Source organism: Nonomuraea sp. NPDC050643, assembly GCF_040654715.1.
Taxonomy (GTDB): Bacteria; Actinomycetota; Actinomycetes; order Streptosporangiales; family Streptosporangiaceae; genus Nonomuraea.
Genome location: NZ_JBFAIM010000001.1, coordinates 84,335 through 103,732, shown reverse-complemented (window position 1 = coordinate 103,732; position 19,398 = coordinate 84,335). Strand labels below are relative to the sequence as shown.

Genomic DNA, 19,398 nt, shown 5'->3' with positions numbered 1-19,398 from the left:
TAAGCAATATAAGCGCAGCCCACGCTCAGCGACCCGCCGACCGGCAGCAGGCGTTCGCCGCGGCCGCGAGAGAGTTCCGGGTGCCCGAGAGCGTGCTGCTCGGCGTCTCCTACCTGGAGTCGCGCTGGGACGCCCACGCCGGGCAGCCCTCCAGCGACGCCGGGTTCGGGCCGATGCACCTGACCGACGCCGCCGCCTTCACCTCCTCCAACCACCACAGCGAGGACGCGGAGGACGCGCGGGGCGACGACGGCCGGCCCCTGCCCGCGCCCACCGCCCAGCCGTCCCCGGCCACGCCCCCCGCCTCGCTCCGCACCATGGAGCGGGCCGCCGCGCTGACCGGGGAGAGCCACGAGCGGCTGCGTACCGACGACACCGCCAACATCCGCGGTGGCGCGGCGCTGCTGGCCGACTACCAGAAGAGCCTGGGCGCCCCCCTGAGCGACGACCCGGGCCAGTGGTACGGAGCCGTTGCCAAATACTCGGGCGCCGAGGAGGCCGGCGCGGCCCGGTTCTTCGCCGACGAGGTCTTCGCCACGATCAAGACGGGCGCCGAGCGGACCACCGACGACGGGCAGCGGCTCACGCTGCCGCCGGTGCCCGGCCTCGACACGGTCGAGACGTGGCTCGACAAGCTCGGCCTGCGCCCGCCGGCCCGCCCCGACGGGGTGGAGTGCCCGGCCTCGATCTCGTGCGAGTGGATCCCGGCCGCCTACCAGGAGCTGCCTCCTGACGACTACGGCCACTACGACCTGGCGAACCGGCCGTCCAGCCAGAAGGTCGACTACATCATCATTCACGACATGGAGGGATATTTCCTGCCCTCCATCCGCCTCAACCAGGACCCCAACTACCCCGCGAGCTGGCACTACTCCATTCGCTCCTCCGACGGCCACATTGCCCAGCACATCAAGACCAAGGACGTCGGCTGGCAGGCCGGGAACTGGTACATCAACGCCAAGTCCATCGGTCTCGAGCATGAGGGCTTCCTGGCCGAGGGCGGCACCTGGTACACCGAGGCGATGTACCGCTCCTCGGCCCGCCTCGTCCGCTACCTGGCGCTCAGGCACGGCGTGCCGCTGGACCGCGCCCACATCCTGGGCCACGACAACGTCCCCGGCACGCTGCCGACGACCGTGCGCGGCATGCACGAGGACCCGGGCCCGTTCTGGGACTGGGCGCACTACTTCCAGCTCATGGGCGCGCCGCTGCAGTCGTCCGGCGGGGCCAGGGCGGGCTCGGTCATGATCAGGCCGGACTTCGCCACGAACAAGCCGTACTTCTATGGCTGCGACCGCAAGAATCCGGAGGCCGCCTGCCCGCCGCTGCCCGCCCACACCGTCTGGCTCCGCACCGAGCCGCGCCCCGACGCCCCGCTGGTCAAGGACATCGGCAAGCACCCGACGGGCGGGTCCCTCTACAGCGTGTACGACCACAGCGCCCGCGCCAGCACCGGCCAGCGCTTCGCCGTGGCCGGCCGCCAGGGCGACTGGACGGCCATCTGGTACCTCGGGCAGAAGGCCTGGTTCCACAACCCGGCGAGCGCGCCGACGGCCGTGCCCTCCAAGGGCCTCGTGGTGACGCCGAAGCCGGGCAAGGCGACCGTCCCGGTGTTCGGCAGGGCCTACCCGGAGCAGGAAGCCTACCCGCCGGGCGTCCCGTACCAGGCGGTGACCCCGCTGCAGTACACGTTCTCGGCAGGCGAGAAGTACACGCTGGCCGGCGAGGCGGACACCGAGTACTACCGCGCGGTCACCTTCAACCTGGAGGACCACAAGGTGGTGCGCGGCCAGACCGACTATCTGCAGATCCAGTTCGGCCACCGGATCATGTTCGTCAAGGCTGACGACGTGCTGGTGACGTCCGACGTGTGAACTCTTTGACGGCGCGCCTGGTGCTCGCGAGCGCCTCCTGGGAGGAGTCGAACGTGCGCTGGGCGACGCCGACGAAGACGCAGTCGACGACGAGGAGCTGGCTGATTCTGCTGGCCAGGGCGCCGGGGCGGAACTCCGTCTCGCGCCCGGCCGAGATCAGCACGTGTTCGGCCAGCTCCGCGATGGACGAGCGGGGGTTGTTGGTGATGGCGACCGTGGTGGCCCCCGCCTCCTTGGCGCGGCTCAGCGGCTCGATCACGTCGGGGGTCTCCCCCGATGTGCTGATGCCGATGGCCACGTCGCCCTCCTTCAGCAGCACCGCGCTGGTGAGCGCCAGGTGCGCGTCCTGGAAGGCGTGGCTGGACAGCCCGATGCGCAGCAGCTTCTGGGCGACGTCCTCGGCGACGAGCCCGGAGGCGCCGACCCCGTAGGCGTCGATCCGCCGGGCCCCGACGATCGCGTCGATCACCAGGCCGAGCCGCTCGGAGGTGAGCTGGGCGACGGTGTCGTTGATCGCCTCCGACTCGGCCCGCGCCACCTTCTGGATGACCTCCGACAGTGGGTCGTCGGGGGCCAGGTCGCCGGGCACCAGCCGGTCGGGCTGCGCGGCGGCCGCTGCTAAAGCCAGCCTGAGCTGCGGATATCCGGCGAACCCGAGCAGCCGGGCCGTGCGCACGATCGTGGCCTCGCTGGTGCCGGAGGCGGCGGAGAGCTCGGTGATGGTGCTCCTGGCCACCGTCGCGGGGTCCTCGAGAATGAGGCGGGCGACGGTCTGGGCGGCAGGCGTCAGGGACGGCAGCACACCTCGGACCGTGGCCACCAGAGTGTCTGCCCGCAGGCCGTTCCCGCTGTCGTCCACGGTCCTGATTATGCCGCCTGTCTCCCTCGTCCGAGCAGGGCCCGGTAGCTAACGCAAAGTGCCGTTCGTCATGCCGGCCGGTTCTTCCGGCACGGCGATCAGTCCGAGCTCCGCCGGTGTGGCGACCAGCGCGTGGTTGGGGACGACCCGCACGGTGTAGCCGAACGCCCCGGTGCGGTCGAGCGGGACCACCCCCGTGTAGTGGGCGCGCCCGTCGTCGTCGAGCGACCCCGGGGTCAGCTTCGCGTACTGCGGGTGCACCAGCTCGTCGTGCGGCCCGACCTTGCCGTACGCGGCCTCGGCCAGCACGTCGCCGGGCTCCAGGTCGCCGAGCGCGATCGTGGCGTGCAGCTCGATGGCGGCCCCGACCTCGGGGGTGTCGCCCACCCCCGTCGCCTCGACGTGCTCGACGCGGACCCCGGGCCAGGCCTGGGCCACCCGCACCCGCCAGGCGGCGAACGCCTTGGCCCCCGCGTGGCCGTCGGCCGACAGCGCGCGGGCCGAGGCGGCGGCCGGGCTGTAGAGGCCGACCACGTAGTCGCGCAGCATGCGCCCGGCCAGCACCTTCGGCCCGAGCGAGGCCAGCGTGTGCTTGACCATCTCCAGCCAGCGCCGCGGCAGGCCATCGATGGGACGGTCGTAGAACCGGTCGGACACCTCGTGCTCGATCAGGTCGTAGAGGGCGGCGGCCTCGAGCTCGTCGCGCCGGTCGACGTCGCTCACCCCGTCGGCGGTGGGGATGGCCCAGCCGTTGGTGCCGTCGTACCACTCGTCCCACCAGCCGTCGCGGATCGACAGGTTGAGCCCGCCGTTGAGCGCGGACTTCATCCCCGACGTGCCGGACGCCTCCAGCGGGCGCAGCGGGTTGTTCAGCCAGACGTCGCAGCCCTGGGTCATGAGCTGCCCGAGCGACATGTCGTAGTCGGGCAGGAACACGATCCGGTGCCGGACCTTCTGCTGGTCGGCGAACTTGACGATCTGCTGGATCAGCTTCTTGCCGCCCTCGTCGGCGGGGTGGGCCTTGCCGGCGATCACGATCTGGACGGGCTTGTCGGGGTCGAGCAGCAGCTCGGTGAGCCGCTTCGGGTCGCGCAGCATGAGCGTGAGCCGCTTGTACGACGGCACCCGCCGGGCGAACCCGATCGTCAGCACGTCGGGGTCGAGCGTGTCGTCGATCCAGCCGAGCTCGGCGTCGGAGGCCCCGCGCTCGCGCCACGCCTTGCGCAGCCGCACCCGGGCGCCCTCGACCAGCCGTTTGCGCAGCGTGCCGCGGATCTGCCAGAGGTCGGCGTCGGAGATCTTCTGGATGCCCTCCCAGCCGCGGGCCCGCTCGATCAGCGAGGGCAGCTCGCGCCCCGCCAGCTCCATGAGCTCCCTGCCGACCCAGGTGGGCGCGTGCACGCCGTTGGTGATCGACCCGATCGGGATCTCGTCGAGGTCGAATCCGGGCCAAAGATTCTTGAACATGTCCCGGCTGACCTCGCCGTGGAGCTGGGACACGCCGTTGACCCGCTGGGCCAGCCGCATGCCCATGACGGCCATGTTGAACCGCCCGGGGTCGGACTCCGCGCCCAGCGCGAGGATGCGCTCCACGGGCACGGTCGGCCAGGCGCGCGCGCCGCCGAACTGGCGCTCGATCATGTCCACCGGGAAGCGGTCGATCCCGGCGGGGACGGGCGTGTGGGTGGTGAACACGGTGCCCGCGCGCACGGCCTCGAGGGCCTCGTCGAACGACAGCCGCGCCTCGGTCAGCTCTCGGATGCGCTCCAGGCCGAGGAAACCGGCGTGCCCCTCGTTGGTGTGGAAGACCTCGGGGTCGGCGTGGCCGGTGATCTTGCAGTAGGCCCTGATCGCGCGTACGCCGCCGACCCCCAGCAGCAGCTCCTGCAGCAGCCGGTGGTCGGTGCCGCCGCCGTAGAGGCGGTCGGTGATGTCTCTGGCGGCGGCGTCGTTCTCGGCCACGTCGGAGTCGAGCAGCAGCAGCGGCACTCGGCCGACCTGCGCCACCCACACCTGGGCGTACAGCTCACGGTCGTCGGGCAGGGCCAGCCGGATCTTGACCGGCGTGCCCTCGGCGTCCTTCAGCAGGGTCAGCGGCAGCCCGCCCGCGTCGAGCGAGGGGTAGTGCTCGAGCTGCCAGCCCTCTGGCGACAGCGACTGAGTGAAGTAACCGTGCCGGTAGAGCAGCCCCACCGCGAGGATCGGCACGCCGAGGTCGCTGGCGGCCTTGAGGTGGTCTCCGGCCAGGATGCCCAGACCGCCCGAATACTGGGGCAGCGCGGCCGCGATGCCGTATTCGGGGGAGAAGTAGGCGATGGCGCGCGCCCCGTCGGGCAAAGTCTGGTACCAGCGCGGCGACGTCATGTATTCGCGCAGGTCGTCGGCGGCGTCGGCGAGGCGGCGCAGGAAGCGGCGGTCGGCGGCCAGCTCGCTCAGCCGGGCCGGTGTGACGGCGCCGAGAAGGGCCACGGGATCGTGCCCGACCTGTTCCCAAAGCTCTGCGTCGACCTCCGCGAAGAGGTCCATCGTCTCCGGATGCCATGACCAGCGGAGATTGTGGACAAGCTCGCCGAGGGCGGCCAGCTCCGCGGGCAGGACGGTGCGGACGGTAAAACGGCGGATAGCTCTCACGTTTCTGCACCCTACGGGCTAGGAGGGACCTCTGAGTCCTTCACCCCCATGAAGGCCGTTCAAACCCCTTCCGGGAACAAGCATGAAGAGGGACTATTGGGGCAACTTTCCTCATTGTTGGGCTCTCCCGAAGACACTCTCGGGAGGTCTATCCGCTGCTGTCCACAATTTACATGCAAGGATCGTTCCTGCCAGGGAAAGCCTCCGGCGGCACCGGGAGTGCCGCCGCAAACCCTTGATTGCGATGATCGGACGAATTCCCATCACGGACATCTCCCCCGTCGTCGACTGCGGGCCGTGGCCCGCCAAAGCGGTCGCCGGCGAGACCTTCGTGGTCTCGGCGACCGTCTTCCGAGAGGGCCACGACGCCGTGGCCGCGGGCGTGGTGCTGACCTCGCCCGACGGGCAGCGTGGCCGCCTGAGACCTATGCGCGAGCTCGCGCCCGGCACCGATCGCTGGGGCGTGGACGTGAGTCTGCCCGCCGAGGGCGACTGGCTGTTCCGCGTGGAGGCATGGAGCGACCCGATCAGCACGTGGCTGCACGACGCCGAGATCAAGATCCCCCGAGGCATGGACGTCGATCTCATGTGCGAGGAGGGCGCCCGGCTGTTCGAGCGGGCGGCCAAGGCCGTGCGCGCGGCCGACTGCCCCAACGGGCAGCCCAAGCAGAACGGGAACGCGAAGAAGAACGGCGACGGCGCCTGCGGGCATCGGGCGGCGCTGCTGTCGGTCTCGGCCACATTGCGTGACGAGGAGCTGGACCCGAGGGCCCGGCTGTCGATCGCCCAGCTTCCCGACACCGCCGCGCTGCTGGAGGCCCACCCGTTCCGCGAGCTGGTCACCAGGTCGAAGTCGTACAAGATCCGGGTGGACCGGCGCAGGGCCCTCTACGGCTCCTGGTACGAGTTCTTCCCCAGGTCCGAAGGCGCGATCGTCAACGAGCTCGGCATCAGCAAGTCCGGAAATTTCCAGACTGCCGCCAAACGGCTCCCCGCCATCGCCAAGATGGGCTTCGACGTCGTCTACCTGCCGCCCATCCACCCGATCGGCGCCACGTTCAGGAAGGGCCGCAACAACACGCTGAGCCCCGAACCGGACGAGCCCGGCTCACCGTGGGCGATCGGCTCGGAGGACGGCGGCCATGACGCCGTCCATCCCGACCTGGGCACACTCGCAGACTTCGAGGAGTTCGTCGGCCGCACCAGGGAGCTGGGCATGGAGGTCGCGCTCGACTTCGCGCTCCAGTGCTCGCCCGACCACCCGTGGGTCAAGGAGCACCCCGAGTGGTTCACGATCAGGGCCGACGGCTCGATCGCGTACGCCGAGAACCCGCCCAAGAAATACCAGGACATCTACCCGGTCAACTTCGACAGGGATCCCGAGGGGGTCTACGCCGAGGTCAGGCGGGTGCTGCGACACTGGATGGACCACGGGGTGCGGATCTTCCGCGTGGACAACCCGCACACCAAGCCGGTCGCGTTCTGGGAGCGCATGCTGGCCGACATCCATCGGACCGACCCCGACGTGATCTTCCTGTCGGAGGCGTTCACCCGGCCCGCCATGATGCGGACGCTGGCCAAGGTCGGCTTCCACCAGTCCTACACGTACTTCACGTGGAAGAACTCCAAGTACGACGTGGAGACCTACCTCACGGAGCTCTCCCACGAGACCTCGTGCTACCTGCGGCCCAACCTGTTCGTGAACACGCCCGACATCCTGCACGACTACCTGCAGCAAGGCGGCGTCCCCGCGTTCAAGATCAGGGCGGTGCTCGCCGCGCTCGCCTCGCCGAGCTGGGGCGTCTACTCCGGGTACGAGCTCGCGGAAAACGTACCGGTGCGTCCGGGCAGCGAGGAATACCTGGATAGCGAGAAATATCAGTACAGACCGCGCGATTGGATAGCCGCCGAACGCGACGGACGGAGTCTCGCTCCCTTCATCACCCATCTGAATTTGTTCCGAAGAGCGCATCCGGCACTACAGGAATTGCGTAACCTACGGTTCCACAGGGTCGACCAACCGGACATCGTTTGCTTCTCGAAACGGCTCCCGGGCGCCTATGACACGGCCACACGAAGGCACGGGCTGGGCGACGTCGTTCTGGCGGTCATCAATCTGGATCCACACCACACCCACGAGGCGACCGTAGATCTCGACCTGCCCGCCATCGGTCTCGACTGGAACGCCGAGTTCGTCGTCGACGACGAATTGTCAGGCGAGTCCTACCGCTGGAAACAGAGCAACTATGTACGCCTCGACCCCCATATCCAGCCTGCCCATATTCTCACCGTACGAGCCGCGCCACGGTAGAACTGAATTCAGCGGGGAGTCTTCAACGTGTGTGATAGCGCCTCCCTCATGAGCCCTCTGCGGGGCGGCTCATGAGCTCCACACCCATTCCCAACACCTTTGACGAGGAAAAGCCGCGCGATCCTTACTGGTACAAGCGCGCGGTCTTCTACGAGGTCCTCATCAGGGGCTTCGCCGACTCCAACGGCGACGGCACCGGCGACATCAAGGGCCTCATCAGCAAGCTCGACTACCTGCAGTGGCTCGGGGTGGACTGCCTCTGGCTGCTGCCGCTGTTCGAGTCGCCCCTGCGTGACGGCGGCTACGACATCGCGGACTTCATGAAGATCCTGCCCGAGTTCGGAGACCTCGGCGACTTCGTGAAACTGGTGGACGAGGCACACAAACGCGGCATGCGCGTCATCGCCGACCTCGTCATGAACCACACCAGCGACGCTCACCCCTGGTTCCAGGCGTCGCGGCACGATCCGGAGGGCCCCTTCGGCGACTTCTACGTGTGGTCCGACTCCGATGAGAAATACCAGGACGCCCGGATCATCTTCATCGACACCGAGACGTCCAACTGGACCTACGACCCCGTGCGCGGCCAGTACTACTGGCACCGCTTCTTCCACCACCAGCCGGACCTCAACTACGAGAACCCGGACGTGCAGAAGGCGATGCTCGAGGTGCTGCGGTTCTGGCTCGACCTGGGCATCGACGGGTTCCGGCTGGACGCGGTGCCGTACCTCTTCGAGGAAGAGGGCACCAACTGCGAGAACCTGCCGAGGACGCACGAATACCTCAAGCGGATCAGGACCGAGGTCGACCGGCTCTTCCCCGACCGGGTGCTGCTCGCCGAGGCGAACCAGTGGCCGTCGGACGTGGTGGAGTATTTCGGCGATCCGGTAGGTGGTGGGGACGAATGCCACATGGCATTCCATTTCCCGCTTATGCCCCGCATCTTCATGGCCGTACGCCGGGAATCGCGCTACCCCATTTCCGAAATTTTGGCGCAAACGCCGAAAATTCCGGAAAACTGCCAGTGGGGGATCTTCCTCCGTAACCACGACGAGCTGACGCTCGAGATGGTCACGGACGAGGAACGCGACTACATGTACACCGAGTACGCCAAGGATCCCCGCATGCGCGCCAACGTCGGCATCCGCCGCCGCCTGGCGCCCCTGCTGGAGAACGACCGGAACCAGATCGAGCTGTTCACCGCCCTGCTCCTGTCGCTGCCCGGCTCGCCCGTGCTCTACTACGGCGACGAGATCGGCATGGGCGACAACATCTGGCTCGGCGACCGCGACGGCGTCCGCACGCCCATGCAGTGGGACCCCGACCGCAACGCCGGGTTCTCCGACTGCGACCCGGGCCGGCTCTACCTGCCGGTCATCATGGACCCGATCTACGGCTACCAGGGCATCAACGTCGAGGCCCAGCAGAAGAACGGCGGCTCGCTGCTGCACTGGACCAGGCGCATGATCGAGATCCGCAAGCGCCACCCGGTGTTCGGCCTGGGAGGCTACGCCGAGCTCAACTCCTCCAACCCCAGCGTGCTCGCGTTCGTCAGGGAACTGGGCGACGACCGGATGCTCTGCGTGAACAACCTGTCACGTTTTCCGCAACCGGTGGAGCTCGACCTGCGGAGGTTCGTCGGGGTCTCTCCCGTGGAGACCATGGGAGGCGTACCATTTCCGGCAATTGGCGAACTTCCGTATCTTTTGACGCTTCCAGGGCATGGGTTCTACTGGTTCACACTCCCGCCGGCCATCACCCAGGAGGAGTAGGACGTGCTTGATGAGCTCCTTGCCGCATGGATCGGCCGCCAGCGTTGGTTCGGCGGCAAGGGGCGCCCGATCGACGAGCTGTCGATCGACGCGGACGTCGAACTGACGTCCGGACTACGACACCTGATCGTCGCCGTCTGGCAGGAGGGCTCGCGCGAGCGGTACCAGCTCCTGCTGGGCGAGCGGACAGACCTGCCCGACCGGCTCAAACACGCTCTCATCGGCACCGTGGACGACCGCCACCTCTACGACGCCGCGCACGACCCCGACCGTACGGGCTGGCTGCTCGACGGCATGGCGCGGGACGAGACCCGCAGCGGCCTGCGCATGCGCCGCGTGCCCGGCGCGGAGATCGACACCTCCCCGCGCAGCCTCGTGCTCGGCGCCGAGCAGTCCAACACCTCCCTCGTGTACGGGGACGCCTACATCTGCAAGCTCTTCCGCCGTCTCATCCCCGGGGTCAACCCCGAGCTGGAGATCGTCACCGCCCTGGCCGCCAGGAACGCCCCGCACATCGCGCAGCCGTACGGGTGGATCGAGACGGATCTCGACGGCACGGACACCACGCTCGCGATCATGCAGGAGTTCCTGTCCAACTCCAACGACGGCTGGGACCTGGCACTGGCCAGCGTCCGCGACCTGTACGCGCTGATGCCCGAGGTGCCGGCCGCCGAGGCGGGCGGGGACTTCGCGGCCGAGTCGCTGCGGCTGGGCGCCGCCACCGCGCGGGTGCACCAGGAGCTGGCCGCCGCCTTCCCCACCGACGTCATCGAGACCCACGAGCTCAAGCGGATGGCCGAGGGCTTCAGACGCCGGCTGGGCCGGGCCGTGGCGGAGGTGTCCGAGCTGCGGGCGTACGTGAGCGCCGTCGAGGACGCCTACCACCAGGTGGAGCTGCTCACCAACGAGGTGCCTGTGCAGCGCGTTCACGGCGACTACCACCTCGGCCAGGTCATGCGCACGACGACCGACTGGGTGGTGCTCGACTTCGAGGGCGAGCCGGGCCAGCCGCTGGCCGAACGCAAGGCGCTGTCGTCACCGCTGCGCGACGTGGCGGGCATGCTGCGCTCGTTCGACTACGCGGCCAGGCACCTGCTGGCCGGCAACCCCAGGGCCCAGGAGCTGGAGCCGCGCGCCACGGAGTGGGCCGACCGCAACCGGGCCGCCTTCCTCGACGGGTACGCCGAGGGCGGCGGCGTCATCACGCGGACGGACGCGGCGCTGCTGCGGGCGTTCGAGCTGTCGAAGGCCGTCTACGAGGTCGTCTACGAGGCCCGCAACCGGCCGACCTGGATCACGATCCCGCTGTCGGCGTTCCGCCCGCGCGCCGTCTAGAGCGCGTCTAGAGCTCTTCGATCAGGCTTGACAGCCCTTCGTGGCCGAGACCACGGGCAGTGCGCTGGTCGACCACGGTCTTCATGGGCAGCAGCAGGTCGGGCTTGACGCCCTGCTCCCTGAAGGTGCGGACCAGGGTCTCCAGGCCCGACCTGTTGATCTCCAGGTTGGAGACCACGGTGCTGTGGTCGCCGGACTCGATCTTCTCGGCCCAGGCGGGCTGCTGCGCGGCCATCGCGGTCAGCCAGGGGACCAGCAGCGACGAGGTGAACTCCCCGAGCGGGTACTTGGCCGACCCGACCAGGGCCGCGGCCTCCAGGAAGCCGGCGATCTGGCCGTACATGCCGGTCAGCATGGCCAGGTCCAGCAGCGGCGCCATCCCCGGGTCGTCGCCGGTGAAACGGGGCTCGGCCATGGCGGCGAGCGCCGGCGCGTACCGGTCGAAGGCCTGCTCGGAGCCGCTGTAGAGGATGAGGGCGCCCGGCCGGGCGATCATCTGGGGCACGGCCATGATGCCGCCGGCCAGGTACTCGGCGCCGCGCCCGGCCACCCAGGGCGCGAGGTCGCGGGCCTCGGCGGGGCGGCCGGTGGTGAGGTTCGCGACGACCTTGCCCGCCAGCGGCGCCCCCTCCAGCACCTCCTTGACGGACGCGTAGTCGAGCAGGCAGACGATCACCAGCGGGCTCGCCTCGACGGCCTGGGCCGGAGTGGCGGCGCGGGTGGCGCCCTGGGCGACCAGGGGATCGGCCTTGGCGGGCGAGCGGTTCCAGACGGTGACGTGGTGCCCGGCGGCGAGGAGGCTCTCGGCGAGGGCGGCGCCCATGAGTCCGAGGCCAAGAACGGAGATATTTTCTGACATTTCAGTGTTCCTTGTTGATGAGACTCAATGAGGTGATGCGTTCACCCTGCTGGTCGGTGGTTATGGTCTGATTCGGATGCGGTTATGGGGGACGGATGCGGTTCGGGGTGCTGGGCCCGCTGGCTGTGTGGGGGCCGGATGGGGAGCCGGTCCAGGTGCTCGAGGTCAAGGTCCGGGCGCTGCTCGCCGACCTGCTGATCCACGCCGGGCGGCCGGTGTCCGCGGACCGGCTGATCGAGGACCTCTGGGGCGGCAGGCCGCCCGCGAACGCGCTGGGGGCGCTGCGGGTGAAGGTCTCGCAACTGCGCAAGGTCCTGGGCGGGCGGGAGCTGGTGGCCTACCGGGCTCCCGGGTACGTGCTGCGGGTCGAGCCCGGCTCTCTGGACGCGTCCCGGTTCGAGGAGTTGCTCGGGCGGGCCCAGGGCGGCGACGATCCCGGGGAGCGGGCGGCCCTGCTGCGGGAGGCGCTCGGGCTGTGGCGGGGGGCCGCCTACGCGGAGTTCGCCGACGAGCCGTTCGCGCGGGCGGCGGTGGCCCGGCTGGAGGAGCAGCGGCTGGTGGCGATGGAGGAACTGGCCGAGGCGCGGCTGGGACTGGGCGAGCACGGGCTGCTCGCGGCCGAGCTGACCGACCTGGTGGCCGGGCATCCGCTGCGGGAGCGGCTGCGGGCCGTCCACGTGCGCGCTCTCTACCGGTCCGGGCGGCAGAGCGAGGCGCTGGCCGGCTACGGGGACCTGCGGCGGCGGCTGGCCGAGGAGCTCGGGCTGGATCCCGGGCCCGAGCTGGTGGCGCTGCACCAGGCGATCCTGGAGCAGGATCCGGTCCTGGACGCGCCGGCGCGGCCTCGTACCAACCTGCCCGCGCCGCTGACGAGCCTGGTGGGGCGGGACGCGGCGGTGACCGAGCTACGCGCGCTGCTGCGCGCCCACCGGCTCGTCACGCTCACCGGGCCGGGCGGGGTGGGCAAGACCCGGCTGGCCCTGGCCGCGGCGGCGGGCCTGGAGGGGTTCGACGGCGGAGTGTGGCTGGTGGAGCTGGCCGCGCTGCGGGCCGGGGCGACGGTGGTGGAGGTGGCCGAGGCGATCGCGGGCGTGCTGGGCCTGCGTGACGACGTGCCCTCCTGCATGATGGAGCGGCTGCCCGCCGCGCTGGCGGCCAGGCGCACCCTGCTCGTGCTGGACAACTGCGAGCACGTGGTGGAGCAGGTCGCCGACCTGTCGGGGCGGTTGCTGCGGGCCGCCCCGGAGCTGCGCGTGCTGGCCACCGCCCAGGAGCCGCTGCGGATCGAGGGCGAGAGGCTGTGGAGCGTGCCGCCGCTCGGGCGGGAGGCGGCCGTGGAGCTTTTCTCGGCGCGGGCGGGGGTCGAGCCGGACGCCGACGTGGCGGAGATCTGTGCCCGGCTCGACGGCCTGCCGCTGGCGCTGGAGCTGGCCGCCACGCGGATGCGGGCGCTGACCCCGCGCCAGCTCGCCGACCGCCTCGACGACCGGTTCCGGCTGCTGGCCTCCGGGCTGCGCGGGGCTCCGGCCAGGCAGCAGACGTTGCGGGCGATGATCGACTGGAGCTGGGAGCTGCTCGGCGCGGGCGAGCGGGTGGTGCTGCGGCGGCTGGCCGTACACGCCGACGGCTGCACGCTGGAGGCGGCCGAGGAGGTCTGCGCGGAGGCGGGCGTGGACGTGCTCGACACGCTGGCCCGCCTGGTGGACCGCTCCCTGGTCGTCCGCGCCCACGGCGCGAGCCCGGAGTCCGGGCCGCGGTATCGGCTGCTGGAGTCGGTGGCGGCCTACTGTCAGGAGCGGCTGGTGGAGGCGGGCGAGTTGGACGGCGTACGGCTCCGGCACGTGCGTTACTACGCGGACCTGGCCGAGCGGGCCGAGCCGGCGCTGCGCGGGGCCGCGCAGGGCGGCGCGCTCGCCCTGCTCGACGCCGAGACCGCCAACCTGCGGGCGGCGCTGGAGACGGCGGTGCGCGCGGGGGCGGCGGGCGAGGCGCTGCGGGTGGTGAACGCGATGGCCTGGTACTGGGTGCTGCGCGGCCGGCTCGGCGAGGGTCAGCGCGCGCTGGAGGCGGCACTGTCCGTCCCGAAGCGCCCTCAGGGGTCCGACGAGGGCGCGCCGGACCGGGACTTCGGCGAGGGCGCGCCGGGCTCGGACGCCGCGCGGGCCACGGCGTGGCTGGCCGGCCTGCGGATGCTGGCCGGGCGGCCGCAGGTGCCCGACCCCACCCTGTACGACGCCATCGACGACCCCCTCGACAGGGCCAGGGCGCGGTGGTTCGTCGGGTTCACCCTGTTCGGCTACGACGACCTCTCGGTCAGCCGGGCGCTGATCGAGACGGCGCTGGCCACGTTCCGCGACCTGGGCGACCGATGGGGCACGGCCGCCGCGCTGAACGTCCTGGCCAGGTACGCGGCCATGCGCGGCGACCTGGCGGCGCTGCGGCGGGACGGCGAGCGGGGGCTGACCCTGTTCAGGGAGCTCGGCGACCGGTGGGGCGAGATGCGGGCCACGGAGAACCTCGGCACGCTGGCCGAGATCACCGGCGACTACGAGCGGGCCGCCGCCCTGCGCGGCGAGGGGCTGGCGATGGCCGAGGAGCTCGGGCTGTGGAGCTCGGTGTCCGACGCGCTGTCCCGCCTGGGCCGGATCGCCATGCTGACCGGCGACCACGCGCGGGCCGAGGACTACCACGAGCGGGCCAGGCGGCTCGCGATCGCGCAGTCGAACCGTCCCGCCGAGGAGTTCGCCGAGCTGGGCCTGGCCCTCGGGGCGCGGCGGCAGGGCCGGCTGGAGGAGGCCGAGCGCCGGCTGCGGACCTGGCTCGACTGGGTCAGGGACGTGGCGGGCGAGCCGGGCGCCGCGCTGATCCTGGCCGAGCTGGGCTTCGTGGCCGAGCAGCGCGGCGACGCCGCGCAGGCGACGGAACTCCAGCTCGAAGGGCTGGCGGCGGCCCGCAAGGTCGGCGACCCGCGGGCGACCGCGCTGGCGCTGGAAGGGCTGGCGGGCGCGCTGGCCCTGGACGGGCGGCACGAGGCGGCGGGGCTGCTGCTGGGCCAAGCCGCCGCGCTCAGGCGGTCGGCGGGCGCGCCCCTGCCGCCGGCCGAGCGCGGCGACGTGGACCGGATCACGACCGCGCTGTCGACCGCGCTGGGACCCGACGCGCTGGCGGCGGCCGTGTCCCGCGGCGCGGCCCTCCCCCTGGACGATCTCCTGTCCGCGGTGGGGCCATTTTCGGAAGTCTGACCACACAACCACCGGAGCGGGCCAAGAACCGCGAAAGGTTCGGCCATCCGGCCCGGCGTTGTCTCAGGATGAACCTGGGATTTTGCACTTTCTGTGATTGTCTCGGTGAAAGCGGGCAGTGCCTGGGATGGACGGTCACCATAGGGCAGGGTTGGGAGCATGCCGATGAGGACAGAGCTCGACCGCCTCGCGGGCGGGGCACACCATGATCCGCACTCCGTGCTCGGAGCGCACCCCGTCTCGGGCGGGGTGACCTTCCGCGCGCTGCGCCCGCTCGCCGAGCGGGTCCGGGTGGTGCTGGATGACGGTACGGCCCACGACATGAAACACCAGGCCCACGGGGTTTTCGAGGTGACCGTCCCCGGCCTGGACAAGGTGCCCGACTACACGCTGAGCGTCAAATACGCCGGAGCGGCCCCGTACGACGTGCGCGACCCCTACCGGCACTGGCCCACGCTCGGCGAGGTGGACCTGCACCTCATCGGCGAAGGACGGCACGAGCGGCTGTGGGAGGCGCTCGGCGCCCGCGTGATGGAACATCAGGACGTCGAGGGCACGGCCTTCGCCGTCTGGGCCCCCAACGCGCGCGGCATCCGGGTCGTCGGCGACTTCAACCACTGGGACGGCACCGCCTACCCGATGCGGTCGCTGGGCCGTTCCGGCGTGTGGGAGCTGTTCGTGCCGGGGCTGGAGACGGGCGAGCGGTACAAGTACCAGATCCTCGGCGCCGACGGCGTGTGGCGTGACAAGGCCGACCCGATGGCCAGGCGCACCGAGGTGCCGCCGATGACGGCCTCCGTGGTGGATAAGTCCGACTACACGTGGGAGGACGACGCCTGGATGGCCGCCCGGCCGGAGCGGCAGCCGCAGAGCGGGCCGATGAGCACCTACGAGGTGCACCTCGGGTCGTGGCGGCCCGGCCTGTCCTACCTGGAGCTGGCCGAACAGCTCTCCGAGTACGTCGCCGACATGGGCTTCACGCACGTCGAGCTGCTCCCGGTGGCCGAGCACCCGTTCGGCGGCTCGTGGGGCTACCAGGTGACCTCCTACTACGCGCCGACGGCCAGGTTCGGCACGCCCGACGAGTTCCGCCACTTCGTGGACCGCATGCACCAGCGCGGCATCGGCGTGATGCTGGACTGGGTGCCGGCCCACTTCCCGATGGACGACTGGGCGCTGGCGCGCTTCGACGGCACGCCCCTCTACGAGCACGCCGACCCGGCCAGGGGCGAGCACCCCGACTGGGGCACCTACGTCTTCGACTTCGGCCGCAGGGAGGTGCGCAACTTCCTGGTCGCCAACGCGCTCTACTGGCTGAAGGAGTTCCACATCGACGGGCTGCGCGTGGACGCGGTGGCCTCGATGCTCTACCTCGACTACTCGCGGCGCGAGGGCGAGTGGACGCCCAACGTCTACGGCGGCAGGGAGAACCTCGACGCGGTCGAGTTCCTCAAGGAGATGAACTCCGTCTGCTACCGGGAGGCGCCCGGCATCTCGACCGTGGCCGAGGAGTCGACCGCCTGGCCGGGGGTCTCGCGCCCGGTGCACCTGGGCGGGCTCGGGTTCGGGTTCAAGTGGAACATGGGGTGGATGCACGACACGCTCGAATACCTGCGCCACGAGCCGGTCTTCCGGCAGTACCACCACCATCAGATGACGTTCTCGCTGCTCTACGCCTATTCGGAGCACTACGTGCTGCCCCTGTCCCACGACGAGGTCGTGCACGGCAAGGGCTCGCTGCTCGGCAAGATGCCGGGCGACGAATGGCAGCGGTTCGCGCAGCTCAGGGCGTTGCTGGCGTTCATGTGGGCGCATCCGGGCAAGCAGTTGCTGTTCATGGGCGGCGAGTTCGGCCAGGGCTCGGAGTGGTCGGAGGAGCGCGGGCTGGACTGGTGGGTGCTGGAGTTCGACGGCCACCAGGGCGTGCAGCGGCTCGTACGCGACCTCAACCGCATCTACCGCGAGACCCCCGCCCTGTGGGAGCAGGACGCCAAGCCCGAGGGCTTCCGGTGGATCGACGCCGACGACGCCTCCGGTAACACGTTCTCGTTCGTCCGCTACGCCGACGACGGGTCCGCGGTGGCCTGCGTGGTCAACTTCAGCGGCGGGCCGCACGAGAACTACCGGCTGGGCCTGCCGTACGGGGGCCGCTGGACCGAGGCCGTCAACACCGACGCCTACGACTACTGGGGCAGCGGCGTCGGCAACATGGGCACCGTGGAGGCCGGCGGCGAGCCGTGGCACGGGCTGCCGCATTCGACCACGCTCCGGGTGCCGCCGCTCGGTGCGGTGTGGCTCACCCATGAGGGGAATTCGCTGAACGATTGAGGTGTGCCCGCTGAAAGTTCGGTGAGAAACGCCCAAGGGGCCTGTGCGTGTCGGGCAAATCACCCTAAACTCCGAGATCATCCCCCTCGGAGGACGCGTGCGATTTCGCCCCCTGATCGTGAGTTCGATCGCGCTGGCCCTGCTGCCGCTGTCGGCCCCGGCCTACGCGGACGACCCCACCCCCAGCCCCTCTCCCAGCGTCTCCCAGACCTCGCCGGAGACTCCTCCGGCGACGGGGGCGCCCGAGGAGAAGGTGGAGGAGGGCTTAGGCGTCGACGGTGGCACCGAGAGGGCCATCGTCGAGCTGACCGACCCGGCGCAGAGCGCCCCCGTGGCGGGCCGGGCGGCGGCCGAGAGCGTGGACGTGGTGCTGCAGCCGCAGAGCCAGTCGTTCATGGTCGTGGAGGGCACCGCGGAGGAGCTGGCCAAGCTCGCCGAGGACCCGCGGGTCTCCTCCATCCACCGTGACAGGACCTACGCGCCCCTGGACGTCAGCGCCAACCTCGCCCTGATCGGCGCCGACAAGGCGCACGCGGCCGGCCACACCGGGACCGGCCAGGCCGTGGCCGTGCTGGACACCGGCATCGACTCCGACCACCCGTGGTTCGCCGGCCGGATCGTGGCCCAGGCGTGCTTCTCGGCCGTGGAGACCGGTGTCGAGTCGCTCTGCGACAACGGCCAGCCGCAGCAGATCGGCGACAACGCGGCGAGCGCCGCCACGGCCAAGTGCCAGGCCGGCGGCGTGAACCTGTGCGACCACGGCAGCCACGTCGCGGGCATCGCGGCCGGCACCGGAGGAGTGGCGCCGGGCGCGAACATCGTGGCGGTGCAGGTGTTCAGCCGGGTCAACGACGAGGACACCTGCGGCGAGCCGACGTGCCTGCTGGCGTACGAGTCGTCGCTGCGGCAGGCCATGGACTACGTGGCGGGGCTGGCGCAGCCGGTCGCGGCGGTGAACCTGAGCCTGGGCGGCCTGCTGTTCGAGGACGACTGCGACACCCTCCCCGACGCGGCGGTCCTCAAGCCGAAGATCGACGCCCTGCTGGCCAAGGGCACGGCGACCGTGGTGGCCGCGGGGAACGAGTTCTTCGACGGGGTGTCGTACCCGGCCTGCATCTCCACGGCGGTGGCCGTCGGCGCGAACGACAACGCCGACGCGCTCGCCGACTTCTCCAACCGCGGGGTGCTGGTGGACGTGTTCGCGCCGGGCGTGGACGTCGAGTCGTCGGTGCCGGACAACGCCACGGCCGTCTACAGCGGCACCTCGATGGCGACGCCGCACGTGGCCGGCGCGCTGGCCCTGATGAAGGCGGCCGCGCCGGACACCCCGATGGCCGACCTGATCAACACGCTGAAGGCCAAGGGCCGCCCGTACGTGTACGAGGCGGGCGGCGCCCAGGTCACCACGCCGCGCCTGGACCTTGCGGCGGCCCTGGCCGGGGCCGAGCCGCAGCCGCCCATCACGCAGACCCCGAACCCCGACCCGGGGGGCTCGGACCCGGTGCCCGACCCCACCGACAGCAGCGGCCCCACCCCCGAGCCCGACCCGACGGAGGCCGAGCCCGAGCCGTCGACCAGCCCGGTGCCGCTGCCCACGCTCACGGTGACGGTCACGGTGACCGTGACGCCGACCCCGTCGCCCTCCCCGTCGACCGCGGCCGCGGTCTGCACGCGCGGCACGGCGGCCAAGAAGCTGTCGGCCAAGAAGTGGGCCGTGGAGATCCACCGCGGCAGCGGCACGATCCCGGACGCCACGCTCACCTGTTACCTGAAGCTGGTCAGCAAGTCGAGCAAGGTGTTCCCCGAGCTGACGAAGGCGTCGTCGCTGGGCAAGGCGTACCGGGTGCTGAAGGGCACCAAGACCGGTAAGGCCAAGCTCGACGGCGCGCTGCTGACGGCCTGGCTCAACTGGGCGCACGGCACGAACGGCACCACGGCGCTCACCGCCGCCGAGAAGGTGCGGATGAGCAGCAAGCCATCCACGTCGGCGCTGAAGAAGGCCACGAAGAACATCCTCAAAACCGTCAAATAACGAAATATCCGAAAAGGCCGGTCAGTCAATGACCGGCCTTTTCCTTTGTGCCGCCTAAATGCAAAAAAGACTCCAACGTTTCCCTGGGCCACATACGTCACTGACATCACAGTTGTCACGGCTGGGGATGTATGCGGCTGTACGCAAGCCGGGAG

At 70.5% G+C, this 19,398-nt stretch carries 10 protein-coding genes; 7 read left to right on the top strand and 3 right to left on the bottom strand.

The genetic code is table 11. The features are described from left to right. The first annotated feature begins 80 nt into the window (after positions 1-80). On the top strand, positions 81-1,874 hold the full coding sequence (locus tag AB0I15_RS00440) for an N-acetylmuramoyl-L-alanine amidase (RefSeq protein ID WP_358087789.1): 1,794 nt from the start codon (positions 81-83) through the stop codon (positions 1,872-1,874). On the opposite strand, the gene AB0I15_RS00435 is transcribed toward AB0I15_RS00440, so the two are convergent. Beyond that, positions 1,837-2,733, bottom strand: coding sequence for a MurR/RpiR family transcriptional regulator (locus AB0I15_RS00435; protein ID WP_358087786.1), 897 nt, complete (start codon positions 2,731-2,733; stop codon positions 1,837-1,839). The genes AB0I15_RS00440 and AB0I15_RS00435 overlap by 38 nt on opposite strands. A gap of 48 nt (positions 2,734-2,781) precedes the next feature. Further along, complete coding sequence (gene glgP, locus AB0I15_RS00430; protein WP_358087784.1) at positions 2,782-5,364, bottom strand: alpha-glucan family phosphorylase; 2,583 nt, start codon at positions 5,362-5,364, stop codon at positions 2,782-2,784. A 244-nt stretch (positions 5,365-5,608) separates the two neighbouring features. Between glgP and AB0I15_RS00425 the strand changes: the two genes are divergently transcribed. The 3 genes from AB0I15_RS00425 (at position 5,609) to AB0I15_RS00415 (ending at position 10,782) form a co-directional block, all read left to right on the top strand. Continuing rightward, positions 5,609-7,675 (top strand): alpha-1,4-glucan--maltose-1-phosphate maltosyltransferase, encoded by a 2,067-nt coding sequence (locus tag AB0I15_RS00425; RefSeq protein ID WP_358087781.1) that lies wholly within the window; start codon positions 5,609-5,611, stop codon positions 7,673-7,675. Between the two features lie 71 nt (positions 7,676-7,746). Continuing rightward, positions 7,747-9,447, top strand: a complete 1,701-nt coding sequence (gene treS, locus AB0I15_RS00420) for a maltose alpha-D-glucosyltransferase (protein ID WP_358087778.1) — start codon at positions 7,747-7,749, stop codon at positions 9,445-9,447. A gap of 3 nt (positions 9,448-9,450) precedes the next feature. Further along, the gene (locus AB0I15_RS00415) at positions 9,451-10,782 is read left to right on the top strand and encodes a phosphotransferase (RefSeq protein ID WP_358087775.1); all 1,332 of its coding nucleotides are present in this window, start codon (positions 9,451-9,453) and stop codon (positions 10,780-10,782) included. Between the two features lie 7 nt (positions 10,783-10,789). Here the strand turns inward: AB0I15_RS00415 and AB0I15_RS00410 are convergent, their stop codons facing one another. After that, positions 10,790-11,641 carry an NAD(P)-binding domain-containing protein gene (locus AB0I15_RS00410; RefSeq protein WP_358087772.1) on the bottom strand — a complete coding sequence of 284 codons (852 nt, stop codon included), beginning with the start codon at positions 11,639-11,641 and terminating at the stop codon, positions 10,790-10,792. 95 nt (positions 11,642-11,736) lie between these two features. On the opposite strand from AB0I15_RS00410, the gene AB0I15_RS00405 reads away from it, so the two are divergent. The 3 genes from AB0I15_RS00405 to AB0I15_RS00395 all read left to right on the top strand — a co-directional run bounded on the left by AB0I15_RS00405 (position 11,737) and on the right by AB0I15_RS00395 (position 19,243). Continuing rightward, positions 11,737-14,883, top strand: a complete 3,147-nt coding sequence (locus AB0I15_RS00405; protein WP_358087769.1) for a BTAD domain-containing putative transcriptional regulator — start codon at positions 11,737-11,739, stop codon at positions 14,881-14,883. A gap of 165 nt (positions 14,884-15,048) precedes the next feature. Then, on the top strand, positions 15,049-17,211 hold the full coding sequence (glgB, locus tag AB0I15_RS00400) for a 1,4-alpha-glucan branching protein GlgB (RefSeq protein ID WP_358087766.1): 2,163 nt from the start codon (positions 15,049-15,051) through the stop codon (positions 17,209-17,211). Positions 17,212-17,308: 97 nt separating this feature from the next. Next, positions 17,309-19,243, top strand: a complete 1,935-nt coding sequence (locus AB0I15_RS00395; RefSeq protein WP_358087763.1) for a S8 family serine peptidase — start codon at positions 17,309-17,311, stop codon at positions 19,241-19,243. The last annotated feature ends 155 nt before the right edge of the window (positions 19,244-19,398 follow it).

What these genes read in the sequence shown, in the direction of transcription:
- AB0I15_RS00425 (WP_358087781.1), top strand. Translation starts at nt 5,609, where the DNA reads ATGATCGGACGAATTCCCATCACGGACATCTCCCCCGTCGTCGACTGC.
- treS (WP_358087778.1), top strand. Translation starts at nt 7,747, where the DNA reads ATGAGCTCCACACCCATTCCCAACACCTTTGACGAGGAAAAGCCGCGC.
- AB0I15_RS00410 (WP_358087772.1), bottom strand. Translation starts at nt 11,641, where the DNA reads ATGTCAGAAAATATCTCCGTTCTTGGCCTCGGACTCATGGGCGCCGCC.
- AB0I15_RS00405 (WP_358087769.1), top strand. Translation starts at nt 11,737, where the DNA reads ATGCGGTTCGGGGTGCTGGGCCCGCTGGCTGTGTGGGGGCCGGATGGG.
- glgB (WP_358087766.1), top strand. Translation starts at nt 15,049, where the DNA reads ATGAGGACAGAGCTCGACCGCCTCGCGGGCGGGGCACACCATGATCCG.